18 protein-coding genes are annotated in these 23,831 nt (G+C 75.9%); 7 read left to right on the plus strand and 11 right to left on the minus strand.

Annotated features, from left to right (window positions below; translation table 11 throughout):
• The first annotated feature begins 16 nt into the window (after positions 1-16).
• From fes to J5Y04_RS43415, 3 genes are all read left to right on the plus strand, one after another.
• Complete coding sequence (gene fes / locus J5Y04_RS02215) at positions 17-1,225, plus strand: enterochelin esterase (RefSeq protein ID WP_209409631.1); 1,209 nt, start codon at positions 17-19, stop codon at positions 1,223-1,225.
• 150 nt (positions 1,226-1,375) lie between these two features.
• Positions 1,376-1,708 carry a hypothetical protein gene (locus J5Y04_RS02220; RefSeq protein ID WP_209409640.1) on the plus strand — a complete coding sequence of 111 codons (333 nt, stop codon included), beginning with the start codon at positions 1,376-1,378 and terminating at the stop codon, positions 1,706-1,708.
• A gap of 206 nt (positions 1,709-1,914) precedes the next feature.
• Positions 1,915-2,871 carry a GNAT family N-acetyltransferase gene (locus tag J5Y04_RS43415; RefSeq protein ID WP_209409642.1) on the plus strand — a complete coding sequence of 319 codons (957 nt, stop codon included), beginning with the start codon at positions 1,915-1,917 and terminating at the stop codon, positions 2,869-2,871.
• Between the two features lie 100 nt (positions 2,872-2,971).
• Here the strand turns inward: J5Y04_RS43415 and J5Y04_RS02230 are convergent, their stop codons facing one another.
• From J5Y04_RS02230 to J5Y04_RS02245, 4 genes are all read right to left on the minus strand, one after another.
• The gene (locus J5Y04_RS02230; RefSeq protein WP_209409644.1) at positions 2,972-4,186 is read right to left on the minus strand and encodes a hypothetical protein; all 1,215 of its coding nucleotides are present in this window, start codon (positions 4,184-4,186) and stop codon (positions 2,972-2,974) included.
• A 92-nt stretch (positions 4,187-4,278) separates the two neighbouring features.
• A complete protein-coding gene (locus J5Y04_RS02235; RefSeq protein ID WP_374105934.1) occupies positions 4,279-5,715 on the minus strand; it encodes a DHA2 family efflux MFS transporter permease subunit in 1,437 nt (478 codons plus the stop codon).
• Positions 5,712-5,909, minus strand: a complete 198-nt coding sequence (locus J5Y04_RS02240) for an MbtH family protein (protein WP_148641942.1) — start codon at positions 5,907-5,909, stop codon at positions 5,712-5,714. The genes J5Y04_RS02235 and J5Y04_RS02240 overlap by 4 nt, the downstream gene beginning before the upstream one ends.
• Entirely contained in the window at positions 5,902-13,275 is a 7,374-nt protein-coding gene (locus tag J5Y04_RS02245; protein ID WP_209409653.1) for a non-ribosomal peptide synthetase, read from the minus strand. The genes J5Y04_RS02240 and J5Y04_RS02245 overlap by 8 nt, the downstream gene beginning before the upstream one ends.
• Before the next feature lie 120 nt (positions 13,276-13,395).
• On the opposite strand from J5Y04_RS02245, the gene J5Y04_RS02250 reads away from it, so the two are divergent.
• Positions 13,396-14,592 (plus strand): M20 family metallopeptidase, encoded by a 1,197-nt coding sequence (locus tag J5Y04_RS02250; RefSeq protein ID WP_209409662.1) that lies wholly within the window; start codon positions 13,396-13,398, stop codon positions 14,590-14,592.
• 50 nt (positions 14,593-14,642) lie between these two features.
• Here the strand turns inward: J5Y04_RS02250 and J5Y04_RS02255 are convergent, their stop codons facing one another.
• The 6 genes from J5Y04_RS02255 to J5Y04_RS02280 form a co-directional block, all read right to left on the minus strand.
• Positions 14,643-15,524: an AMP-binding protein gene (locus tag J5Y04_RS02255; protein ID WP_209409670.1), complete on the minus strand. Its 882-nt coding sequence runs from the start codon at positions 15,522-15,524 to the stop codon at positions 14,643-14,645.
• Positions 15,524-15,748 (minus strand): phosphopantetheine-binding protein, encoded by a 225-nt coding sequence (locus J5Y04_RS02260; RefSeq protein ID WP_148641946.1) that lies wholly within the window; start codon positions 15,746-15,748, stop codon positions 15,524-15,526. Before J5Y04_RS02260 ends, J5Y04_RS02255 begins: the two co-directional genes overlap by 1 nt.
• Before the next feature lie 5 nt (positions 15,749-15,753).
• Entirely contained in the window at positions 15,754-16,386 is a 633-nt protein-coding gene (locus J5Y04_RS02265) for an isochorismatase family protein (protein ID WP_209409672.1), read from the minus strand.
• 12 nt (positions 16,387-16,398) lie between these two features.
• Positions 16,399-18,192 (minus strand): (2,3-dihydroxybenzoyl)adenylate synthase, encoded by a 1,794-nt coding sequence (locus tag J5Y04_RS02270; RefSeq protein WP_209409674.1) that lies wholly within the window; start codon positions 18,190-18,192, stop codon positions 16,399-16,401.
• On the minus strand, positions 18,189-19,391 hold the full coding sequence (gene dhbC, locus J5Y04_RS02275) for an isochorismate synthase DhbC (RefSeq protein ID WP_209410052.1): 1,203 nt from the start codon (positions 19,389-19,391) through the stop codon (positions 18,189-18,191). Before dhbC ends, J5Y04_RS02270 begins: the two co-directional genes overlap by 4 nt.
• A gap of 236 nt (positions 19,392-19,627) precedes the next feature.
• The gene (locus J5Y04_RS02280; RefSeq protein ID WP_245204152.1) at positions 19,628-20,410 is read right to left on the minus strand and encodes a 2,3-dihydro-2,3-dihydroxybenzoate dehydrogenase; all 783 of its coding nucleotides are present in this window, start codon (positions 20,408-20,410) and stop codon (positions 19,628-19,630) included.
• Between the two features lie 371 nt (positions 20,411-20,781).
• Here J5Y04_RS02280 and J5Y04_RS02285 point away from each other — a divergent pair, with 371 nt between their 5' ends.
• The 3 genes from J5Y04_RS02285 to J5Y04_RS02295 all read left to right on the plus strand — a co-directional run bounded on the left by J5Y04_RS02285 (position 20,782) and on the right by J5Y04_RS02295 (position 23,492).
• Positions 20,782-22,050 carry an MFS transporter gene (locus tag J5Y04_RS02285; protein ID WP_307852886.1) on the plus strand — a complete coding sequence of 423 codons (1,269 nt, stop codon included), beginning with the start codon at positions 20,782-20,784 and terminating at the stop codon, positions 22,048-22,050.
• A 4-nt stretch (positions 22,051-22,054) separates the two neighbouring features.
• Entirely contained in the window at positions 22,055-22,726 is a 672-nt protein-coding gene (locus J5Y04_RS02290; protein WP_209409678.1) for a TetR/AcrR family transcriptional regulator, read from the plus strand.
• A 67-nt stretch (positions 22,727-22,793) separates the two neighbouring features.
• A complete protein-coding gene (locus J5Y04_RS02295) occupies positions 22,794-23,492 on the plus strand; it encodes a siderophore-interacting protein (protein ID WP_209409680.1) in 699 nt (232 codons plus the stop codon).
• A gap of 12 nt (positions 23,493-23,504) precedes the next feature.
• On the opposite strand, the gene J5Y04_RS02300 is transcribed toward J5Y04_RS02295, so the two are convergent.
• Positions 23,505-23,642, minus strand: a complete 138-nt coding sequence (locus J5Y04_RS02300; RefSeq protein ID WP_153882763.1) for a hypothetical protein — start codon at positions 23,640-23,642, stop codon at positions 23,505-23,507.
• Between the last annotated feature and the right edge of the window lie 189 nt (positions 23,643-23,831).

A 23,831-nucleotide genomic window follows, 5' to 3' on the forward strand; every position in this document is an offset into this window, starting at 1 on the left:
TCGAGGAGTCATCGACATGCAGAGTGAACTCGGCCCGTCCCAGGACGGGTTCTGGGACCGGGTGGCAGCGGAGGGTGCGCCGCTGGTCGAGCCCGACCCGGACGACCCGGCCCACCGGCTGGTCACCTTCGTCCACCGGGACGACCCGGACGACCCGTGCGACGGCGTGCTCGCACTGGTGCACACCGTGACCGACAAGGACCGGCACGCGGGCGACCTCACCCCGCACTTGATGGAGCGTCGGCCCGGAGGCTGGTCGCTCACCTACCGGCTGCGCGCCGACCACCGGGCCTCGTACCAGCTGTACCCCGTCCACGGGACCGTCCCCGGCACGGCGCGCGCCGACTGGCTCCGGGTCCTGGACGGCGCCCGGCCCGACCCGCTCGCCCACGGCCCGCGACTGCCCGCCCGCGACGGCCGGCACCCGTCCTCCGTCCTCGCGCTTCCCGACGCCCCGGCGCAGCCGTACGCCGAGCGACGCGACGGCGTACCGCGCGGACGGACGGTGGCGGCGGAGGTCGACGGCCGACGGGTGGACGTCCACCTTCCCGCCGGGCACCGCGCGGACGGCGGACCGTACCCGGTGCTCGTCCTGCTGGACGGGGAGATGTGGGGCGAGGTGCTGTCCGTCGGCGACACCCTCGACAACCTCGTGGCGGACGGGGCGGTCCCGCCGGCCGTCGCCCTGCTCGTCCACACCATGGGCCCTGGCCGCCCGGACGACCTGAGCTGCAACCCCGGCTTCGTGGACTTCCTCGCCGACCGGCTGCTGCCCTGGGCCTCTGCCGGGTACGGCACGGCGCTCACGCCCGACCGCACGGTCATCGCCGGCCAGAGCGCCGGCGGACTGACGGCCGCGTTCGCCGCGTTCCGGCGGCCGGAGCGGTTCGGCGGCGCGCTGTCGCAGTCGGGCTCGTTCTGGTGGCCGGACGGGACGGAGTTCGACGCCGGGAGCGAATGGCTGACCCGCCAGTTCGCGACCGGGGAACGACGGGCGGCGCGGTTCTACCTGGAGGTCGGACTCCAGGAGTGGATGCTGCTCCCGCAGAACCGCCACCTGCGGGACGTGCTGGTCGCGCGCGGCTACGACGTCGAGTACCGCGAGTTCAACGGCGGCCACGACTACGCCTGTTGGCGCGGCGGCCTGGCGGACGGCCTGGCCCACCTGCTGGGTGCGCCCCGGGGCGGGGACCGGACCGGCCGGCAGACAGCCGCACGGGCGTGAGGGCCGGGGCGGCGCGGTGGGGCCGGGCTCGGGCCCGGCCCCACCACACCAACGGGCACGGGCGTGTTGGACACACGGTTCGTGGGCGATCGTCAGCTAGCCTGCGTCGACGAGGTGACGGGTGACGTCACAGCGACGAAAGGACTGATCGTGGCGGAGAACTACACGGATCGGCCGGCGCCGGAGTCCGTGCGCATCATCGACTTCGACGAGGCGAAGGCCGTCCCGGGGATCGTCCCCGGTACCTTCATCCTCGTCGTCAACGGGGTCATGCCCTACCTGAACATGACGGTCCGCCTGTCGCCGCTGGTCTACATCCAGCGACCGGACTACTGGGGCATCGAGGTCGTCGGCTCGCTGCACGGCGTCGGACTGCCCGCCACCGCGCCGTACACCGTCTCCCTGCCGCTCGACGGCATCCTCGGGACCAGGGGGATCGAGGTGATCGGGGCGAACAGGACCGAGCGGATCGACCTCCCCTGAGGCCCGTGACGACAGGTCCGGGCCCACCGGCTTCGGCGCACCCCCGAAGACCCCCGGGAGGCGCCCGCCCGGGACCCCCGGGGTCGCCCGCACGGAATCACCCCAGAGCCACCCAGGGCCACCCGGGGGCACCCGCAGGAAGCCACCCGCCCGGGATCCCCCGTTCCCGTGCGGGATCACGACGAAGCTTAGTACAATGTCACATTGTGACTTATCGTCCGTTCCAACCCTCCACCGACTACCCGCCGCTGGCCGGGCTGCTGTCCGCCACCGGGGCGCGGCCGGTCACAGCCGAGGAACTCCGCGCCCAGGACGCCCGGCTACCCCCCTCCGGCAGCCTCTTCAGCACGTCCGGCGGGCTGCTCACCGGCTACGGGCGGATCCGGCTGGTGACCCCCGGGGCCGACGGGGAGCTCCTCGCCTTCGCCACCGCCTGGCGGGCGCCGTGGACGCCGCCCGGCGATGTGGCCTCGCTGATCGTCGGCTCGGCCGGCCTGGCGACCGCGCGGCTCCTGCCCCTGGCGGACGCACTGGAGCAGTGGGCCCGCGGTGCGGGTGCGCGCCGACTGCTCGGGGAACTGCCCGACGACAGGGCGGACCTCCTCCGCCTGCTGGTCGCCCGCGGCCACCGGATCGACGCACACGTCCGCAGCGCCTCGGCCCGACTGGGCGCGCTGCCGCCCGCCGCACCGCCGCCGGGAATCCGCTTCGGCACGCTCGCGGCCACCTCGGCCCCCCGGCCGGCCCTCCAGCTGTACCAGCTCTATCGCGAGACACTCGACGACAACCCGGGGTTCGTCGACGCACTGCCCGACTTCGACCGTTGGTACGCCGAGGTGGTGGCCGGCGACGGGTGCCGCCCGGACTGGGTGTTCACCGCCGAGTTCGCGGGGCGCATCGTCGGCGTCAACGCCGTCCGCGCCACCGACGACCAGCTCACCTGCCACATCGACTACACCGGCGTCGTGCGCCCCTGGCGGTCCCGCGGACTGGCGCGGGCGCTGAAACTGCACGCCGCCCACCGCCTCGCCGCCCACGGTGTGCGGACCGCACGCACCGAGGTCGAGGCCGGCAACCTCCCGATGATCGCCGTCAACACGGCCCTCGGCTACCGCTGGGAGACCGGCCACCACCGCCTGGTGAAGGACCTGCCGGGGTCCTGACATGTGATCGGCCATCGGCCCGCCCGACCCGGGTCGGCGTGACGGACCATCCCGGGCCGGCACGGCCGAGGAACCGGGGCGGCGCGGCCGACGGCCCGTCCTAGTCCTGCCAGTGGAACAGCAGGGTCTCGACGGTGAGGGGCTCGCGCCTGCCGAAGTAGTAGACGAAGAGGCCGGTGACCCGGATCGAGCCGGTGGCCTCGTCGATCCAGCGGAAGCCGGCCGATTCGAGGGCCCGGCGGGCCGTGCAGTCGTCGCCGTCGCCGGTGGCGAACCGTCCGAGGGTGCTGATGAACAGCTCTCCGTCGGCGCAGTCGATCACGTGGTAGGTGCCCTTCCCCTGGTGGCTGTGCCGGCCGGCCGGGACCGGGGGTTCCGGTGCGAGGCCCGCCGCGGTCAGCGCGGCCGTTGCCCGCCGGAGCCGCTCGTCCTGCCCGTCCGGTCCGAGGCGGACCGGGGGCTCGGTGCAGAGGGCCTCGATCCGCCACCGTGGATCGCTCTGCCGCTCACAGCCGTGCCCGTACTCGTGCACGATCGCCCGGCGGAGTTCGTCGTCCAGACCGGCGACCTCGACCCGGGGGCGCCCCAGCGACTCGTGGACCGCCCGGGTCTCGGCGGCGTCGCCGGTGAGGCGGTGCAGGGCGTAGGCCGCCCAGAGCTTGGCCTCGGTCGTCGGCGCCCCGCCGAGGTGGCCGCGCAACCGGTCGGCGTCGGTCAGCAGCGACTGGGCGAGGTGCGCGACCGCCCGGTCCGGGTCCGCGAGCGCATCGGTCACGTCCTCGCCGGCGCGGTGCCGCATGCGGACCCGGAAGACGCGGTCCTCGGGCCGGGCGTCGCCGAGGCCCGCCATGACCACCGCGGCCCCGTACCGGGCGGTCAACGCGTCCAGCCCGGCTTCGCCGACCTCCCGCCAGCGCGGCCAGGGGCTGGCCGCGAGGGTGGCCAGCTCCTCCGTGGCCGTGAGGTCCCCGAGTCTTCCGCGGGCCTTGAGGATCGCCTCGGGCATGCCGAACGAGCGGTCGCGGCGCCGGTCCTCGTGCCACAGCCAGGGCAGGAGTTCCGCCCGGTCGGCGAGGAGGTCCAGGAGCGCGGTGCGGACCCCGGCCACGTCACCGGTGTCCTCGACGCGGGCGAGCAGCTCCGCCACCCACCGCTGCGGCACCCGCCCGGCCAGCGCGACCGCGCACGCTCTGCGGTGCCACCAGGGGTGCCCGCGGTCCACGACGTACCGCGCGAGTTCGTCCGCGTCGACCTCGCGCAGCCCGGCGATGTCGGCCTGTCCGTTCCCCGTGAGAAGCGTCTCGATGCTTCGCATACGGGGACTGTACTGCCCCGAGGGCCGCCGGGTGAGTACCCCGACGGCCCTGGATGCCGGTGATTCCGGTCCGAACTATCGTGCGGCACGGCTCAGTTCATGGCCGGCGGCGCCGGAACCCCCTTCGGCAGGCGGGCCGCGACCAGGGCTGCGGCCGCGACCGCGCCCGCCGTGACGAGCAGCGCGGCGCGGTAAGGGCCGGGCTCGGCGGTGTGCGTGCCGTCCTCGGCGAGCGCGCCGATCAGGGCGGCGGTGGCGGCGATGCCCAGGGCCCCGCCGAGGGTGCGCACGATGGTGAACAGGCCCATCGCCCGCCCCATCGCCGGCGGCGGCACGTCGGCGAAGCCGGCGATCTGCAGGGTGAGCACGGCGGTACCGAGGATCAGGCCGACGCCGAACATCAACGCCCTCACCGCCCACGCGTTCTCGCCGACGCCCGGGACGGCCAGCGCTGCCAGCACCAGCGCGGCGAGGAGCAGCGCGGGAACGGCGAGGCCGCGTGGGCCGATCCGCGGCAGCAGCCGGTCGACCACCTGGGAGGCGGCCATCAGGCCGAGCGCCTCCGGGAAGACGCTCAGCCCGGCGTCCAGCGCCGAGGCGCCGAGGGCGGCCTGGTGGAGCAGCGGGAAGACGAACAGGGCGCCCATCAGCCCGGCGGAGGTCAGCAGGGCGAGCCAGGTGGCGGTTCCGAAGGTCCGGTCGGCCAGCAGCCGGAGGTCCACCAGCGGTTCGTCGGCGCGCAGTTGGTGCCGGACCGCGAGGCCGAGCAGCAGCACGCCGAGCACTCCGCCGGCCGCCACCGCCGGGGAGGACCAGCCGTGCGCCGGGCCGAAGCCGAGTGCGTAGGTGAGCAGGCCGAGGCCGGGGGTGGCGAGCAGGAAGCCCGCGGTGTCGAACCGGCCGGCGGTCTCCGCGCCCTCGTCGCGCAGCCCGGCCAGGCCGGTCAGCGCCGCCGCCACCCCGATCGGCACGTTGACCAGGAACAGCCAGTGCCAGGAGAGGTGTTCGGTGAGGAACCCGCCGAGCGGGGGCCCGAGGGCGGGCATCAGGGCGGTCGGCACGATCAGCACCTTGCCCAGCCCGGCGCGCTCGTGCGGCGCGAAGGCGCGGAAGAGCAGCGTCATGCCGACGGGGGTGAGCAGTCCTCCGGCCACGCCCTGCACGGCCCGGGCGGCGGCGAGCGTGCCGAGGCCGGGTGCGGCGGCGCACAGGGCCGAGGCGAGCGTGAACGCGGCCAGCGAGCCGAGGAAGACCCGCTTCACCCCGAACCGGTCGCCCAGCCAGCCCGCCACCGGGAGGCCGACGGCGAGGCCGACCAGGAAGGCGGTCTCCACCGCGTTGGCCGCGGAGACCGGCCGGCCGAAGTCCTCGGCGATGGTGAAGAGCGCCGGGTTGACGATGGTCGAGTCCAGGCCGTTCATGCACATCGCGGCCGTGTAGACGAGGACCACCGCGACGCGCCCCGCGAACAGGGGGCGCGCCGCGGGTACCTCGGCGCCGGCGGGCGCGTTCGCGTCCGTGGAGGTCACCGGACCGGGCACAGGTCGGTCCAGTTGGCGGTGATCCAGTCCAGTGCGACGGCACGGGCGCACGGCCCGTGGGCGACGGTCCAGCCGTCCGGGACGGCGGCGAAGGACGGCCAGAGGGAGTGCTGGCCCTGGTCGTTGACGAGGGCGAGGAACTCGCCGTCACCGTCGAAGGGGTTGGCGGGGGCGTCACTCATGGGTGGCGTTCTCCAGGTGTGCGGGGTCGTCGGGGTGGCCGGGGTCGTCGGGGTGTGCGGGGTCGTCGGGGTGTGCGGGGTTCGAACGGGTCTCAGGGCGCTCGGGGCCCGCGGCACGCGAGAGCTCCGCGAGGTGGTCGGCGATCACGCCCGCGATGTGCTCGACGGGGGCGGGCAGGGTCATGTCCTTGTGGGAGCAGGCGACGTCGGTGTTGTGGATCCGCCCGGCAACGTGGGGAGCCCAGAGTTCGGGGACCAGGGTCTCGTCGATGGTGTCGACGGTCGCCCGGAAGAAGAGCACGTCGCCGTCGAAGCGGCGGTGGTCGTACCCACGGACCAGGTGGTTGGTGTTGAGGTAGATCCGGTTGAGCGCCTCGACCGTGTCGTCGTCCAGGCCGGCCAGCGGGCTGCCCTCGCGGCGCAACAGTGCGGTGACGTGGGTGAGTTCGAGCGGCCGGCCGTCGAGGTCAGCGGGGCCGTAGCCGCCCATGGTGAGCAGGGCTTCGAGGGCCTCCGCCTGGTCGGGCACCGGCAGGTCGCGGAACCCCTCCGCCGGGTAGGCGTCAAGGACGGCCAACAGCTCGACGGCGCAGCCGAGTTCCTGGAGGCGGACGGCCATCGCGTGGGCGATGATGCCGCCGGTGGACCAGCCGAGCAGGCGGTAGGGGCCCTGCGGCTGGACCTCGCGGAGCCGGCCGACGTAGTGGGCGGCCAGCTCCTCCAGGGTGCGCGGCAGCGGCTCGGCGGCCGTGGCGGCGCCGACGCCCTGGGCCTGGAGGCCGTAGATCGGCACGTCGGCCGGGAGGTGACGGATCAGGCCGGTGTAGCACCAGCTGAGGCCGCCGGCGGGGTGGACGGCGAACAGCGGGGCCTGCCGGCCGGGGGCGGCCGGGCGCAGCGGCAGCAGGACGTCGAGCGCGTCGGCGCCCGGGGCGCCGGCGGAGAGCGCGGTGTCCAGTGCGGCCGCGGTCGGCGCCTGGAAGAGCGTGCCGATGCCGACCTCCAGGCCGAGGACGGCGCGGATCCGGCCGGCGAGGCGGACGACGAGCAGCGAGTGCCCGCCGAGGGCGAAGAAGTCGTCCTCGACGCCGACCTCCGGCAGGCCGAGCACCTCGGCGAAGAGTTCGCAGAGCTGCTGCTCGCGGGGGTTCGCCGGGGGCCGGCCGCCACCGGCGGCCGGGGCGTCGGGGGCGGGCAGGGCGCGGCGGTCGAGCTTGCCGTTGGCGGTGAGCGGGAGCTTCTCCAGCAGGACGACGGCGGACGGGACCATGTGGACGGGCAGGCCGGCGGCGGTGTGGGCGCGCAGTTGCTCGGCGGTGAGGTCGGCCGTGGACGGCGCCGGCACCGCGTAGCCGACCAGCCGCTTGTCGCCGGGCACGTCCTCGCGGACGATCACGGCGGCGTCGGCGACGTCCGGGTGGGCGGCCAGGACGGCCTCGACCTCGCCGAGTTCGATCCGGAATCCGCGGATCTTGACCTGCTGGTCGGCGCGGCCGAAGTACTCCAGGACGCCGTCGGCGCGGCGGCGGGCGAGGTCGCCGGAGCGGTACATCCGGGTGCCGCTCTCGCCGAACAGTCCGGCGTGGGGGTCGGCGACGAAGCGCTCGGCGCTGAGGGCGGGGCGCCCGAGGTAGCCGCGGGCGAGGCCGGCGCCGGCCACGTACATCTCGCCCGTGACGCCGGGCGGTACGGGCTCCAGGTGCTGGTCGAGGACGTAGACCCGCAGGTCGGGGATGTTGACGCCGATGGTGCTGCTGGTGCCCGCGGCGGCGCTCGCCCGGTCGAGGGCGATGTGGGAGACGTGCACGGTGGTCTCGGTGATCCCGTACATGTTGACCAGGGTGGGCGCGTCCTCGGCGTGCCGCTCGTACCAGTCGTCGAGGCGGCCCAGTTCGAGTGCCTCGCCGCCGAACACCACGTACCGCAGGGCGAGTTCGCTGCCGGGGCGTTCCCGGTCGGCGGCGCTGAGCTGGTAGAAGGCGGACGGGGTCTGGTTGAGGACGGTGACCCGCTCGCGGGCGAGCAGGTCGAGGAAGGCCGCCGGGTCGCGGCTGACCAGGTGCGGGACGACGACCAGGCGGCCGCCGTGCAGCAGGGCGCCCCAGAGCTCCCAGACCGAGAAGTCGAAGGCGTAGGAGTGGAAGAGCGTCCAGACGTCGTCCGCGCCGAAGCCGAACCAGTGGTCGGTGGCGCTGAACAGGCGGACCACGTTGTGGTGGGTGACGGGGACGCCCTTGGGCCGGCCGGTCGAGCCGGAGGTGTAGATGACGTACGCGACGTCGTCCGCGCGCAGCGGGCGGGTGCGTTCGTGCTGGGCCAGCGGGGTGGCGGGGTGGTCGGCCGCCTCCGGTCCGTCGACCAGGAGCAGCGGCACCTGGTGGGCGGGCAGCCGGGGCGCGGTGGCGGTGTCGGTGAGCAGTGCGGCGGGCGCTGCGTCGGCCAGCATGTAGGCGAGCCGGTCGGCCGGGTAGTCCGGGTCGAGCGGCAGGTAGGCGGCGCCGGACTTGGCGACGGCGAGCAGCGCGACGACCAGTTCGAGCGAGCGCGGCAGGGCGAGCGCGACGATGGTGCCGGGGCCGATTCCGCGGGCGGCCAGCAGGCGGGCCAGCCGGTCGGCGCGGGCGGCGAGGCCGGCGTAGTCGAGGGTGGCGCCGTCGCAGCTCACGGCCGTCGACGAGGGGTTGGCGAGGGCGGCGGCCTCGAACAGCTCGGGCAGCGTGGCGCCGGGGGCCGCGGTCGCGGGGGCGCGGCCCGCCACGGCCGGGCCCTCCGTAGCCGAGCCGGGTGCGGCGGAGGCCGCGGCCGGGGCGCCGTTCCACTCGACGAGGGCGCGGTGGCGCTCCTGCGCGCTGATGAGCGGGAGCCGGCCGATCGGCGTGTCGGGCGCGGTGGCGGCGGCGGTGAGCAGCCGGGCGAGCCGGGCGGCGAGGGCCTCGACCGTGGCCGCGTCGAACAGGTCGGTGCGGTACTCCAGGAAGCCCGCGATGCCCCCTTCCCGCAGTTCGCCCGCGTTGAGGGTGAGGTCGAACTTGGCGGTGCCGGACGGCACGGCGGCGATCCGGGCGGTGAGCCCGCCGCCGAGCGCGAACTCCTCGTCGGGGACGCTCTGCCAGGCGAGCATGACCTGGAACAGCGGGTGCCGGGCGAGCGAGCGCGGCGGGTTGAGCTCCTCGACCAGCCGGTCGAAGGGCAGGTCGGCGTTGTCGTGGGCGCCGAGGACGGCGGTGCGGACGCGGCCGAGCAGCTCGCGGAAGCCGGGGTCGCCGGAGGTGTCGGTGCGCAGGACCACCGAGTTGACGAAGTAGCCGACCAGGGAGGCGGTTTCGTCGGAGTCCCGGCCGGCGACGGGGGTGCCGACGGGGATGTCGGTGCCGCAGCCGTGCCGGGTGAGCAGCGCGGCGAGGCCGGCCTGGACGGCCATGAAGACGCTGGTGCCGGTGGTGCGGGCGAGCGCGGCCAGGGCGGCGTGGGCGTCGGCGCCGAGGGCGAACGGGACGGTGGCGCCCCGGTGCCCGGCGACGGCCGGGCGCGGGCGGTCGGTGGGCAGGTCGAGCTGGTCGGGCAGGCCGGCCAGGGTCTTGCGCCAGTGGTCGAGCTGCCGGACGGCGAGCGGGCTGGGCGCCCCGGCGGTGCCGAGCAGCTGCCGCTGCCAGGCCACGTGGTCGGCGAACTGGAGTTCCGGCAACGGCAGTTCGGGGGCGCGGCCGGCCAGGCGCGCGGAGTACGCGGCGGCCAGGTCGCGGGCCAGCGGGGTGGTGGAGGCGCCGTCGCCGGCGATGTGGTGGAGCAGCAGGAGCAGCGTGTGGCTGCCGTCCTTCCCGGTGAACAGCGTTGCCCGCAGGGGCGGTTCGGCGGCGAGGTCGAACGCGTACCGGACGGCCCGGGCCAACGGTTCCCCGTCGTCCAGCCGGCCCCCGCCGTGGAGTGGCACGGCGGCGGGCGGCGGCACCTGCTGGTACGGCTCGCCGTCGGCGTCCTCGCGGTGGAGGGCGCGCAGGATCTCGTGCCGGGCGGCCAGGTCGGTGACCGCGTGTGCGAGGGCCTCGCGGTCGAGCGGTCCGGTGAGGGTGAGGGCCAGCGGGATGTTGTAGGTGGGGCTGGGGCCTTCGAGCCGGTGGAGGAACCAGAGGCCGCGCTGGGCCGGCGAGAGCGGCAGCCGCTCGGTGCGCGGGGCGGGCAGCAGGGCCGGGCGCGGTTCGGGGGCCGAGCGCTCGCGCAGCAGGGCGGCGAGCGCGGCCGGGGTGGGGTGGCGGAAGACGTCGGCGAACCCGACGGCGGCACCGAGGGTGTCGCGGAGCCGGGCGGCGAGGCGGCCGGCCAGCAGGGAGTGGCCGCCGAGGTCGAAGAAGGAGGCGGACCGGCCGGGGGCCTCGGGCAGGCCGAGGACGGCCGCGAACAGCCCGCAGACGACCTCCTCCTGGGGGGTCGCGGCGGCGTCACCCCCGGGTGCCGCGCCGGCGGCCGGCTCGGGCAGGGCGCGGTGGTCGAGCTTGTCGTTGCCGGTGCGCGGCAGTTCGTCCAGGACGAGGACGGCGGCGGGCACCATGTGCGCCGGCAGCCGCTCGGCGAGCGCGGCACGCAGGGCGTCCGGGTCGAGGACGGCGCCGGGCGCGGGGACGGCGTAGCCGAGCAACCGCCGGCCGTGCGGTCCCGGCCGGGCGATCACCACGGCCTGGGCCACGGAGGGGAGTTGGCCGAGGACGGCGGCGATCTCGCCGGGCTCGATCCGGAAGCCGCGGATCTTCACCTGGTCGTCGGCGCGGCCGAGGAACTCCAGGGTGCCGTCGGCGCGGCGGCGGGCGAGGTCGCCGGTGCGGTACATCCGGCCTCCGGGCGGGCCGAACGGGTCGGCGAGGAAGCGCTCGGCGGTGAGGTCGGGGCGGCCGAGGTAGCCGCGGGCCAGGCAGGCGCCGGCCACGTACAGTTCGCCGGCCACGCCGTCGGGGGCGGGGCGCAGCGAGCCGTCGAGGACGTAGGCGCGGGAGCCGCGGACCACCCGGCCGACGGGGGCGCCGTCCGGGCCGGGGGTCCAGGAGTAGGCGTCGACGGTGGTCTCGGTGGGGCCGTAGAGGTTGAGCGGGGTGAGGCCCTCGACGGCGGTGAGGCGCTGCCAGAGCGCGTCCGGGGTGGCCTCGCCGCCGACCACGACCAGTGCGGGGCGGTGCCTGTCCTCGTCCAGCAGCCCTTCGGCGAGGAGGACTTCGAGGTAGGAGGGGGTGACGTCGAGGTAGTCGATCCGCTCCCGGTCGACGTAGCCGGCGAGCGCGGCCGGGTCGCGGTAGGTGTCGTCGTCGAGCAGGTGCAGTTCGTGGCCGTGGACCATCCAGAGCACCGGGTCCCAGGAGGCGTCGAAGGCGAAGGACGCGCTGTGGGCGACGCGCAGCCGCTCGCGGCCGGTGCGGCGGACGGCGGGGGCGATGTGGTCCTCGCCGTGGCCGGCGTGCAGGTTGGCGAGCGAGGCGTGGGTGACCACGACGCCCTTGGGGCGGCCGGTGGAGCCGGAGGTGTGCAGCAGGTAGGCGGTCCGGCCGGGGTCCGGCTCGGGGAGGGCCCGCTCCCCCGGCAGTGCGGCGATCGCCTCGCGCACGGCCGGGTCGTCCAGCACGACCGCGGGCCGCGTCCCGGCTCCGGGCAGGGCGGCGAGGGCCTCGGCGGTGCCGACGGCGCAGACCGGCCGGGAGTCGTCCAGGATGTCGGCGATCCGCTGCCGGGGGTGCGCGAGGTCGAGCGAGAGGCAGGCGCCGCCGGCCTTGAGCACCGCGAGCATGGCGGTCACGGTGTCGGCGCTGCGCGGCAGGGCGAGCGCGACGGGCGTCCCGTCGTGGACGCCGAGCGCGGCCAGGTGGTGCGCGAGGCGGTTGCTCGCGGCGTCCAGCCCGGCGAAGGTCAGGGTGGTTCCGCCGCTGCGCAGGGCGACGGCGCCGGGCGTCCGGGCGGCCTGCGCGGCGAAGAGGGCGGGCAGGGTGGCGGTGACGGCGGGCTCGTCGCGTCCGGCGGTGGCGCGGTGCACCGCGTCGGCGCCGAGCAGGTCGATCCGGGCGATCGGCGTCTGCGGGTCGGTGAGCAGCAGGTCGGCGAGGCCGTCGAGGTAGCGGAGCAGGCCGTCGCGGTGTGCGGCGAGCGAGTGGGCGTCCTGGCGGTCCGGGTGGGCCTCCAGACCGATGCGCAGGGCGCCGTCGGGGCCGGGCGAGACGGCGAGGGCGAGGTCGTCGACCGGGCCGGCGGCGAGGTTGCGGACCGTGCCGGGCAGTCCGGCCAGGTCGAGGTCGCGTTCGAAGGCCTTGATGTTGACCATCGGGCCGAACAGGGCGCTCCGCCCGCCGGTGAGCGCGAGGTCGCGGCGGAGTTCCTCCAGCGGGTAGCGCTGGTGGCGGCGGACGGCGCGGACCTCCAGGACGACGCGGCGCAGCAGTTCCGCGGCGGTGTCCCACGGGCGGACGGCGAGGCGCAGCGGCAGCACGTTGGCGGCGGCGACCGGGGTGCGCAGGGCGGCCGGGCCGCGGCGGTTGGCGAGCGGCAGGCCGAGGACGACGTCCTCGGTGTCGGCGAGGCGGTGCAGATAGCCGGCGGTGGCGGCGATGACCAGCTCGGCCCAGGTGGCACGGGCGGCGCCGGCGGCGCGCTCGAACCTCGCGAGCGTCCCGGCGGGCAGCGAGGTGCTCTCGCGGGTGGGTCCGGCGGCGGTGGACGGGGCGCCGGGCAGGGTGGCGGGGGCCTGGGCCCCGGCGAGCCGCTCGCGCCAGAACTCGCGGTCGGCCGCGTGGTCGGCGCCCGCACGGTAGGCGGCCTCCTCGGCGGCGACCTCGGCCGGGGTGGCGAAGGTGCGGCCGGCGGGCCGCTCGCCGTCGGCGTACGCCGTGTACAGCTCGGCGACCCGCCCGCCGATCAGGGTGAGCGCGTAGGCGTCGACGGCGAGGTGGTGGACGCGCTGGTACCACCAGTGGCGGTCGTCGGCGAGCCGGATCAGGGCCTGGGTGAAGAGCGGGCCCTCGGCGAGGTCGACCGGGCGGGCGAGGTCGGCGCGCATCCAGGCCTCGGCCTCGGCGTCCGGGTCCGCGGCGGCGCGCAGGTCGAGCCGGTGCAGCGGCCAGGGGCGGCCGGGGTGCAGGCGCTGGCGCGGGGCGCCGTCCTCGCCGGTGGTGACGACGGCGGTGAGGGCCTCGGCCTCGTCGAGGGCCTGGCGCAGGGCGCCCTCGAAGAGGTCGGTGTCGAGCGGGCCGGTGATCTCGACGGCGTCGCCGGTGTTGTAGACCGGGCTGCCGGGGTCGAGCGCCTGGGCGTACCAGATCGCCGCCTGGGTGGCGAGCAGCGGCACGTCGTCGGCAGGGACGGCGGCGGGGACGGACGCGGCCTGGTGGCGACGCATGGTTCTGAGAGCTCCTCGGGTCCGGCGAACGGAACGCCTACTTAGGTTAGCCTAAGCTATCTACATATCGTCTGGTCAACAGCCCGCAGAGCTGCGGGCCCTGACGCCCCGGAGGCGCCGATGTCCCCCCTGAACGCGAGCCCCGAGGCGGGCGTGGAGCACCTCAAGGCCGCGGAGCACCCCGGCGCCGCGGAGCACCTCAAGGCCGCGGTCCGCGACCGCGTCCTCGCCCACCGGGACGAGCTGCTCGCGCTCAGCCGCCGCATCCACGCCCACCCCGAGACCGCGTTCGGGGAACACCGCGCGGCCGCCTGGTGCGCCGAGCTGCTGCGCGGCCACGGGTACGCGGTCACCGCGCCCGCCCACGGCCTGGAGACCGCGTTCACCGCGACGCTCGGGACCGGACCGGTCACCGTCGCCGTGGTCTGCGAGTACGACGCCCTCCCCGGGCTCGGCCACGCCTGCGGCCACAACCTGATCGCCGCCGCCGGCCTGGGCGCCGCACTCGGGCTCGCCCCGTACGCCGACCGGCTCGGACTCACCGTCCGGGTGATCGGCGCGCCCGCCGAGGAGCGCGGCGCCGGAAAGGCGCTGCTGCTCGACGCCGGCGCCTTCGCGGGCGTGGACGCGGCGATGATGGTCCACCCCTGCCCGGTCGAGGTCGCCGACTTCCGCTCCTTCGCGCTCGGCACCCTCTCGGTCCGCTACTCCGGCCGCGCCGCCCACCCCAGCCTGAACCCGCACGACGGGCGCAACGCCGCCGACGCGCTGACCGTCGCGCAGGTCGCGCTCGGGCTGCTGCGCCAGCAACTGCCGCCGCACTGGCGGGTGCACGGGATCACCACCGCCGCCGGCACGGCGCCCAACCTGATCCCGGACACCGCGACCGCCGAGTACGAGATCCGCACCTCGGCCGCCGAGGACCTCACGGAGCTGCGCGAACGGGTCGAGGCCTGCTTCCGGGCAGGCGCGCTGGCCACCGGCTGCGAGGTCGAGCTGGGCCGGCCCGAGCCGGACTACCTGGACTTCCGCGGCGACGCCGCACTGCTCGCGCTCTGGCGGGCCAACGCCGCCGCGCTCGGCCGGCCGGAACCGGTCGAGAGCGGACCGTTCGCCTGCACGGACATGGGCAACGTCTCGCACGTGCTGCCCGCCATCCACCCGGTGCTGGACATCACCGGCGGCGCCTGCGCCCCGCACGAGGCGGCGTTCGCCGAGGCCGCCGTCTCGCCCGAGGCGGACCGCGCCGTCCTGGACGGCGCGGTCGCGATGGCGTGGACGGCGGCGGACTTCGCCGCCGGGCGGCGCGGCGCGTGACGGGCCGGGGCCCGGCCGCCCCGCCCCCCGGTGTCGACCGGGCCCCGGCGTCAGAGCACCCCCGGCGTCAGGTGGACCGGCCCCGGGTCCGGCAGCAGGCCGCCGATCACCGCCGGGGCCGCCCGCAGTGCGGTGACGCCCAGCTCCCGGACCACCTCGCCAACCTCGGCGGGCCGGTCCGGGTCGGTCAGCACCAGTGCCGCACCGGTCCGCAGCGGCCAGAGGAACTCCCAGAGCGGCAGGCCCAGTTGCAGCACCCGGTCGCCCGGCCCCAGCCCGTACGCGGCCTGCAGCGCGCGCACCCTGCGGTCCGCCTCGGCGTGCGCCACCGGGACGCCCGCCGGGCGGCCGCCCGGGCCGTAGGCCAGCCAGAGCGGGTGCTGCGGGGTCAGTGCGCGGGGCGGATCGGTGACCAACTCCGCGGCCAGCTCGCCCTCCTGGGGCCGGACGGCGCCGGGCACGCCCTCCCCCAGGACGCAGACCGGGCGGGCGTCGGCCAGCAGCCAGGCCCTCCGGCCCGGCGCGTCGTCCGCGTCCAGCGGCAGGTACGCCGCACCGGACTTGGCCACCGCCAGCAGCGCCGGCACGACCTCGGCCGGGCGGGTGAGCGCCAGGCCGACGACCGTACCGGGGCGGGCGCCGAGGCCCGCCAGGTGCCGTGACAGCCGGTTGGCGGCGGCGTTCAGGTCGCCGTAGGACACCACCGAACCGTCCGGCAGCACCAGCGCGGGCGCACCGGGTGTCCGGGCGGCCTGCGCCTCGACCGGGCCGATCACCGTGGTCGGCGGCCGCTTCGGCCGCCGACCCGCCTCCCCGCCCGGCCCCGGCGGGGCGTCGGGCAGGCGTTCCGGGGCGTCCGGCCAGTGGTTCCGGGTGTCCGGCCACAGCGCCGGGGCGTCGGCCGGCCCCGTCAGGACGTCGGCCGGGTCCATCAGGACGCGCCCAGCAGTTCGGCCCAGGCCTCGACGGCCGGCCGCTCGGCGAGCTGCAGGAAGGCGACGTCCGCGCCCTCCGACCGCCACCGCTCGGCCAGCGCCATCAGCCGCACCGAGTCCAGGCCCCAGTCGGCCAGGTTCTCGTCCAGCGGGATGTCCGCCGGGTCCTCGCCGAGCAGGTCGGCGACCTCGGCCCGGATGCGCTCCACAGTGAATGCCATGCCCGTCAATTCCCTTCCAGTACGGCGTCGGTGGTGGTGACCAGGCCGCAGCGGCCGGCCACCCAGGCGAGGGCGGCGCGGTGCTCGTCCGGGCCGAAGTCGGCGACCGCGTCGGCCACCACGAAGGCCTGGACGTCACGCATCCACGCGTCGCAGGCGGTGGCCTGCACCCCGATGTGCGCGTACACGCCGGTGATCACCAGCTGGTCGCGGCCCTGCGCGCGCAGCAGCTCGGCGAGCCCGGCGCGGACGAAGGCGCTGTACTTCCACTTGGTGAGCACGGTGTCGCCCTCACCCGGGGCGACCGCGTCGGCGATCGCCTCCGCGCGCGGGTCGTCCGGGATGCCCGGACCCCAGAAGTCCTGCTGGAGGCCGCGCTGTTCGGGGCTCTGGCCGCCGGGCTGCGCCGAGTAGACGACCGGGATGCCGAGCCGCCCGGCCTCCTTGCGCAGCCGGCCGACGTTCTCGAAGAGTTCGGTGACCGGGGCCGCACCGGTGTCGAAGGCGTCCATGAAATGGTTCTGCAGGTCGTGCACCAGCAGGACGGCGCGCGACGGGTCGACCGTCCAGGAGACCCGGTTGGCGGGGAGTTCACCGGCGGAGGGCATGGGATAGGAGGGGATGCGGGGCAGGCCCACGACGGTGCTTCCTTAGCTCTGAGAGGGGATGGGCGGGACGGACGGGACGGACGGGACGGACGGGACGGACGGGACGGACGGCGCGGACGGCGCGGACCCGGCGGCCGGAGCGGCCGCGGCGGCGAGACCGGCCGCTATGGCGGCGCGCAGGTCCTTCTTGCTCACCTTGCCGATCCCGGTGGCGGGAAAGGCGTCGACGAACTCGACCCGGTCCGGCACCTTGTAGTCGGCCAGGCCGCGCCCGCGCACGAAGCGCTTCAACTCGACCGACTTCGGCGGGGCCTGGCGGGCCTCGTCGCGCAGCACCACGTAGGCGCAGGTGCGCTCGCCGAGGTACGGGTCGGGCATCGACACGACGGCCGCGTCGTGCACGGCCGGGTGGGCGAGCAGGTGGTTCTCGATCTCCTCCGCGGCGACCTTCTCGCCGCCCCGGTTGATCTGGTCCTTGGCCCGCCCCTCGACCACCAGGTGGCCGGTGGGGGTCCGCCGGACGAGGTCGCCGGTGCGGTAGAAGCCGTCCGCGGTGAACGAGTCGGCGTTGTGCCCGGGAGCGTTCCAGTACCCGCGGATGGTGTACGGGCCCCGGGTGAGCAGATGGCCGGTGGTGCCGTCGGGCAGGTCGCCGTCCTGGTCGTCGACCACCCGGACCTCGTCGTCCGGGGAGATCGGCCGGCCCTGGGTGGTGACGATCACCTCCTCCGGGTCGTCCAGCCGGGTGTAGTTGACCAGTCCCTCGGCCATCCCGAACACCTGCTGGAGCGTGCAGCCCAGCACCGGGCGCACCCTCCGGGCGGCCTCCTCGCTGAACTTCGCGCCGCCGACCAGCAGCACCTCCAGGCTCGCCAGCCCCGGGTCCCCGCCCGCCGCCCGCCGCCGCTCGGCGGCCTCCAGCCAGAGCAGCGCCAGCGGCGGCACCAGGCCGGTGATGGTCACACCCTCGCGCTCGATCAGCGGGAACGCCGTCTCAGGGCCGGGCTGCGGGCAGAGCACCACCCGGCCGCCCGCGTACAGCGTGCCGAGCGAACCCGGCGAGCTGAGCGGGAAGTTGTGCGCGGCGGGCAGGACGCAGAGGTAGACGCTCCGCTCGTCCTGGCCGCAGATCCCGACCGAGCCGCGCAGCGAGTAGATGTAGTCGTCGTGGGTGCGCGGGATCAGCTTCGGCACGCCGGTGCTGCCACCGGACAGCTGGAGGAACGCGACGTCCCCCGGCTCGGGGCCGGTCTCCGGAAGGGCGCCGTCGACCGGCACGTCGGCCAGCCGGACGTGCTCGCCCGCGTCCTCGCCGGCCACCAGGACCAGCCGCAGCGACGGGTTCTCCGCCCGTACGCGGCTGGCCAGTTCACGGTAGTCGAAGCCCCCCTCGACCGCCGGGACGACGTAGCCGGCCGCGCCCGTGAAGGAGCAGAAGTGGCCGACCTCGGTGTGGCGGTGGGCGGGCAGGGCGAAGACCGGCAGCGCGCCGATCCGGAAGAGGCCGAAGACCACCTCGAAGAACTCGGCCACGTTGGGGAGCTGGACCACCACGCGGTCGCCCCGGCCGATGCCGCGGGCGAGCAGGCCGGCGGCCATCCGGTCGGCCCGGCGGTCGAGTTCGGCGTACGTCCAGCGCCGGGTGCCCTCCGGGCCCGCGCCGCCGGGGTCGACGATCGCGATGCGCTCACCGTGGGCGGCGGCGCGCTCGCGCAACATCCGGCCGAAGGTCTCGCCGCGCCAGTACCCGGCGGCGCGGTAGCGCTCGGCGAACTCCGCCGGATAGGGCGTGAATCCGGCCAGCACCTCGTCCACGCTGTCCTGCGGGCGGCTCATCGCGGCACCCCCGCGGCGTCCAGGAAGGTACGGAACTTGGCACTGGTCTCCGCCAGTTCGGCCTCCGGACGGGACTCGGCGACCACGCCCGCGCCCGCGTAGACCCGCAGCGTCCGCTCGTCCGCCTCGGCGCAGCGCAGGGTCACCACCCATTCGCCGTCGCCGTCCGCGTCGCCCCAGCCGACCATGCCGGCGTAGAGGCCGCGGTCGAACGGCTCGATCTCCCCGATCGCCTGCCGCGCCAAGGGCGTCGGCGTGCCGCAGACGGCCGGGGTCGGGTGCAGGGCGGCGGCGAGTTCCAGCGCGGAGACGGCCGGGTCGGCCAGCTCGGCGGTGATGGTGGTGGCCAGGTGCCACATCGCCGCGGTCCGGACGAGGGTGGGCCGCTCCGGCACGTCGAGCGTCCGGCAGTACGGCGTCAGGGCCGCACGGATGGCGTCCACGACGACGGCGTGCTCGTGCAGGTCCTTCGGGGACTCCAGCAGTGCGGCGGCCCGGCGGACGTCCTCGCCGAGGTCGGCGCTGCGCGGGACGGAGCCCGCCAGCGGGTTGGCCAGCACGGCGGTGCCGCGGCGGGAGAGCAGCAGCTCGGGGCTGGCGCCGATCAGGGTGCGGCCGCCGCCGGCCGGGACGGCGAAGGTGTAACCGCCCGGGTCCCGGCGGGCCAGGCGCTGGAGGATCGCCGGCAGGTCGAGCGGGCGTCCCGCGCTCAGCTCCAGGGTGCGGGCGAGGACGACCTTGCTCAACTCGCCCGCCCTGAGCCGGCGGACGGCCTCCGCAACGCCGGCGCCGTACGCCTCGGGCTCGGGCACCGGACGGACCTGCCACTCGACCCGGTCGGCGGCCGGGGCGGGCAGGGCGACCAGCGGGTCGTCGCGCAGCGCGCCGCACCGGCGGACCCGGGCGGGCACGGCCAGTTCGGCGCGGGCGTCGTGGTCGAACGCCACCGCGCCCACCACCAGCGGGTGTTCGACCCCGTCGCGGCGGGCCCGGTCGAGTGTCTCGGCGACCCGGACCGGCAGCGGGCGCGCGTCCTGCGGCACCCGGGCGTGCACGCCGTCGGCGAGCAGCGTGCGGGTCGGCGAGGCGAAGAACGCCTCGTCGGGCGCGGCCCGGTACTGGCCCAGCAGCCCGCTGGCCGCGCCGATGACGGTGTGGTCCGTCCCGGCGGGGGCGTGGTGCACCGTGGTCACCTGGATTCTCCCAGTCTGCGAGTGGCCGCCGGGCGCTGCTCGTGGCGCCGGCCGGCGGGTGGTGTGGTTCGAGGGTGTCCGTGGCTCCGACGGGCCCGGGGGCGCGTCGGGCCGGGCCCGTGAGGTCGGGGCGCGCGGTTCGGACGTGCGGGGTCGGACGCGCGGTTCGGACGTGTCGGGTCGGACGTGTCGGGTCGAGTCCGACGTGTCGGGTCGGATCGTGTCGGGTCGGGCCGACGCGCTCAGGCGCGCAGGGTGGCGCCGCCGTCCACGTACAGGTCGTGCATGGTGATGTGCCGCGCCCGGTCCGAGACCAGGAAGGCCACCGCCTCGGCGATGTCGGCCGGTTGGGCGATCCGCCCGAGCGGGATGCCCACCCGCCAACCGGCCGGGTCGCCGTCGACGACCCGCCGTTCGGCGGCCTCGGCGTCGCCGCCCCAGAGCGCGCGCTGCATCTCGGTGTCGGTGGACCCGGGCGAGACGATGTTGCAGCGCACCCCGGAGCGGGCGAGCTCAAGGCCGAGACAGCGGGTGAACATGGTGGCGGCCGCCTTGGACGCCGCGTAGGCGGCCATGCCGGCCCGGGGCACGCCGGCCGCGTTGGACCCGACGGTGACGACGGCCCCCGTGCCGCGCTCCGCCATCCGCCGGCCCACCGCCCGGCAGGTGTGGAAGACCCCGGTGGTGTTGACCGCGAAGGTCGCCGCCCAGTCCTCGTCGGTCAGTTCGACCGCGGGTGAGGTACGCAGGATCCCGGCCACGTTCACCAGGACGCCCAGCGGACCGAGTTGACGCTCCACCAGGTCGACGGTGGACTCGACGGCGGCCGCGTCGGTGACGTCCAGCACGTACGGGCGGACGCCGCCGGCGGCGGCCGGATCCCCGCCCGCCGGCTCCGCGGCGAACTCCTCGGCGAGCGCGGCGAGCGGGCCCGGATTGCGGTCGACCGCCGCGACGACGGCGCCCGCGGCGACGAGCGCGCGCGTCACGGCCGCGCCGATGCCCTGCCCGGCGCCGGTGACCATCGCAGTGGTACCGACCAGTTCGGACTGAAGCACAGGAAATCCCCTCCGACCAGCAACATTAGGCAAGCCTAACCTAACACAATTGTTCGGGTGCGCCGAGAGGGCGTGGATCCTGCGGGACCGTCAACTAGTGGGAACGTGAGGACCCTCGGAGCCGAAGGCGCCGGCCGAGCAACCTGGACGCAACGTTGCGTCTAGTGTTACCGTCCAACCGAGACGCACCGTTGCGTCCACTTTCACCGTGACAGTCAGCCTTCTCCGTGACGTTCAGCGCGCCTCGAGCGGCCGTTCCCGGGCCCACGGCCCCGGAGCCCCCGAGCCGCAGCGCCGCGACGTCCCCGAGAAGCCCCGATGAATCCCCGAGGAGCCCCGTGCCCACCACCCGTCCATCCCCGGCCGGCCCACTCGCCCGCGCCGCGGTCGCACTCGCCTTCTGGGTCACCATGGCCGGCACCACCGTCCCGACCCCGCTCTACCCGCTCTACCAACAGGCCTTCGGCTTCTCGCCGTTCATGGTCACGGTGATCTTCGCCGTCTACGCCGGCGGCGTCGTCGCCGGCCTGCTGACCCTCGGCCGGCTCTCCGACGCGATCGGCCGCCGGCCCGTCATCGCCGCCGCCCTGCTGCTCGCGGCGGCCGCCGCCGACCTCTTCGAGGTCGCGGACTCGCTGCCCTGGCTGCTCGCCGCCCGGGTGGTCTCCGGCCTCGCCGCGGCCCTGATCACCGGCGCCGCCACCGCCGCCCTGCTCGACCTCGCCCCGCCCGAGCGCCGGCTGCGCGCCCAGACCCTCGCGCTCGCCGCCAACATGGGCGGCCTGGCCGGCGGCACGCTGCTCTCCGGCGCCCTCGCCGAGTGGGCCGGCTCGCCGCTGCGCCTGCCCTGGACGGTGATGCTCGCCCTCACCGCCCTGGCGCTGGCCGGGCTCGTCGTCGTTCCCGCCATCGCACCGGGAGCCGCCCCCGAGGCCGCGCCGACGGGCTCCGGCGACCACCCCCGGAGCGCCGCCCGCTTCCGCCCGCGGTTCCAGCCGCTGCGCATCCCGGCCGGGATCCGCCCCGCCTTCCTGCGCGCCGCCCTCGCCGGCGGGTCCGGGTTCGCCGTGCTCGGCGTGCTGACCGCGGTCAGCGGCCTGTTCCTGGCCAACGTCCTGGGGCTCCGTCACCACGCTCTCACCGGCCTGGTGGTCTGCCTGGCCTTCGCCGCCACCGCCGTCGGCCAGCTGCTCGCCCGGGTCTTGCCCAAGCAGCGTGCGCTGCCCACCGCCTGCGCCGGGCTCGTCCTGGCCGCCGCCCTGATCGCCACCGCACTGCTCACCGAGTCGCTGCCGCCGCTGCTGCTCGGCGCCTGCGTCAACGGCCTCGCCACCGGTACCGCCGTCGGTACCGGGCTCGGAGCCATCAACACCGGGGTCGCCCCACAGCAGCGCGGCGAGGCGGTCTCCACCTTCTTCGCGGTGCTGTACGGGATGCTGTCGGTGCCGGTGGTCGGCGTCGGCGTCCTCATCCAGGCCACCGGTCTGCGCACGGCGGGCGTCACGTTCAGCGCGCTGGTCGCGGTCCTGGCCGTGGCCGTCGCGGCCGGGCTGGTCCGGCGGCCGCGGACCCCGCTCCCGTCGACGGCCTACACGGAGGGGGCATGAGAGGATGAGCCCGACCAACGCCACCGGCCGGCTCCCGCAGCGGCCCGCCCGTGAGGACCTCCGCGCCATCGCCGCCCAGCCCCGCACCGCCACCGGCAGCAGCAGCGCGAGCAGCAGCCGCCGGAGCGAGGCCGCGCGCCTGGCCGTGCTCAACGCCGCCGACGACCTCCTGGTGGAGCACGGCTTCGAAGGCCTCACCATCGAGGGCATCGCCGCGGCGGCCGGCGTCGCCAAGCAGACGATCTACCGCTGGTGGAAGTCCAAGGTCGACATCCTCTTCGACAACCTGGTCCTCGACGCCGAGACCGCTCTGGCCTGGCCCGAAGCCGCAGCCGACGGCCCCGCCGGCCGGTCCGGTCCCGCGCAGGTGCGCGCCTACGTCCACGGCTTCGCCGTCTTCCTCGGCGAGGCACCGGCCGGCCGCGTCCTCCAGGCCCTCCTGGGGCACGCCCAACTCGACGCCCGTACGGCGGAGTTGCTGCACACCGGGTTCCTGGACGGGCTCCGCTCCCGCGACGTCGCGCAGACCCGCGCAGCGCTCGGCTGCTCCGAGGACGAGGCGGCCGTGCTCCTCGACGTGCTCCTCGCACCGCTCTACCACCGCGCCCTGGTGCTGCGCCGCCCGCTCGACACCGCCTTCGTCGACGCGCTGCTCGACCAGCACCTCCCGCGCTGACCCCCCTTCCCGCTCAACTCCCCGCCGTCAGGCCCGTGTCCACCTCCGGGCCCGCCAAGGAGTCACCATGTTCAAACGCCCCCGGCCCGTCCACGACGTCGAGGTCACCGCGGTCGCCCCGCTGACCTCCACCCTCACCAGGATCACCTTCACCGGCCCCGGCCTGTCCGGGCTGGAGATCGAACACCCCACCCAGTGGGTCAAGTTGGCCATCCCCTCGGGACCGTCCCGGGCCTACACCATCCGCCACCACCGCCCCGCCGCCTACGAGGTCGACATCGACCTCGTCCTGCACGGCAACGGGCCGCTCGCCCGCTGGGCCGCCGCCGCACGCCCCGGCGACCGGGCCAGCCTCGCCGGCCCGCGCGGGCGCCGCCCCTCCTTCGACGGCGCCGCGCACGTCCTGCTCGCCGCCGACGAGAGCGCCCTGCCCGCCGCGCTCACCGTCCTGGAGGGGCTCCCGGCCGGCGTGGAGGTGTCCGCCTACTTCGAGATCGCCGGCCCCGCGGACACGCTGCCGCTGCCGGCCCGCACCGGGCTCACCACGGCCTGGCTCCCCCGTGCTCCGGCCCACCCCAAGGGGCACCGCCTCACCGAGACGCTCCTCGCCACCGACGTTCCGCCCGGCACCACCGCCTGGCTCGCCGGGGAGTCCGGCGCCGTCGCGACCGTCCGGCGCCACCTGCTCACCGACTGGGCCCTCCCCCGCGACCGCGTCCACGCCAAGGGCTACTGGAAGCACGGCGAGGCCGACCACAAGGGCTGATCCGTGGCCCGGTCACCGTCGCACGGCCGGCCGGGCCATCCGCCTCATCCCCCGCACGCAGGCGATGAGCAGATCAACAGCCGACACCAGCACCGACAGCAGCGACCGTACGGTGACGGCGAAGAATATCTGGATCCGGTTCCACACCATGCCGACCCACTCCCCTCCAGCCCGGACCGGGCTCAAAACGGCTCGAACAGCACAAATGGCGCAACCGCCCCGGGGGGAACGGTCGGCGCCGGCAACGCTCCTGACACTCCATCACACCTTCGGTGACCGTGGCAGCATGCACGAAGCCGGCCGGGGGCACCCATGCCCCCGGCCGGCACGCGCACGCGG

Origin of the sequence: Kitasatospora sp. RG8 (genome assembly GCF_017813315.1) — a bacterium.
Lineage (GTDB): Bacteria > Actinomycetota > Actinomycetes > Streptomycetales > Streptomycetaceae > Kitasatospora.

Excerpts from the sequence above, each read along its gene's own strand:
- J5Y04_RS02260 (WP_148641946.1), bottom strand. The coding sequence starts at position 15,748 with ATGGCATTCACTGTGGAGCGCATCCGGGCCGAGGTCGCCGACCTGCTC.
- J5Y04_RS02295 (WP_209409680.1), top strand. The coding sequence starts at position 22,794 with ATGTTCAAACGCCCCCGGCCCGTCCACGACGTCGAGGTCACCGCGGTC.
- J5Y04_RS02280 (WP_245204152.1), bottom strand. The coding sequence starts at position 20,410 with ATGGTCACCGGCGCCGGGCAGGGCATCGGCGCGGCCGTGACGCGCGCG.
- J5Y04_RS02230 (WP_209409644.1), bottom strand. The coding sequence starts at position 4,186 with ATGCGAAGCATCGAGACGCTTCTCACGGGGAACGGACAGGCCGACATC.
- J5Y04_RS02270 (WP_209409674.1), bottom strand. The coding sequence starts at position 18,192 with ATGAGCCGCCCGCAGGACAGCGTGGACGAGGTGCTGGCCGGATTCACG.
- J5Y04_RS02290 (WP_209409678.1), top strand. The coding sequence starts at position 22,055 with ATGAGCCCGACCAACGCCACCGGCCGGCTCCCGCAGCGGCCCGCCCGT.
- J5Y04_RS02240 (WP_148641942.1), bottom strand. The coding sequence starts at position 5,909 with ATGAGTGACGCCCCCGCCAACCCCTTCGACGGTGACGGCGAGTTCCTC.
- J5Y04_RS02300 (WP_153882763.1), bottom strand. The coding sequence starts at position 23,642 with ATGGTGTGGAACCGGATCCAGATATTCTTCGCCGTCACCGTACGGTCG.
- fes (WP_209409631.1), top strand. The coding sequence starts at position 17 with ATGCAGAGTGAACTCGGCCCGTCCCAGGACGGGTTCTGGGACCGGGTG.
- J5Y04_RS02245 (WP_209409653.1), bottom strand. The coding sequence starts at position 13,275 with ATGCGTCGCCACCAGGCCGCGTCCGTCCCCGCCGCCGTCCCTGCCGAC.
- J5Y04_RS02250 (WP_209409662.1), top strand. The coding sequence starts at position 13,396 with ATGTCCCCCCTGAACGCGAGCCCCGAGGCGGGCGTGGAGCACCTCAAG.
- J5Y04_RS02255 (WP_209409670.1), bottom strand. The coding sequence starts at position 15,524 with ATGGACCCGGCCGACGTCCTGACGGGGCCGGCCGACGCCCCGGCGCTG.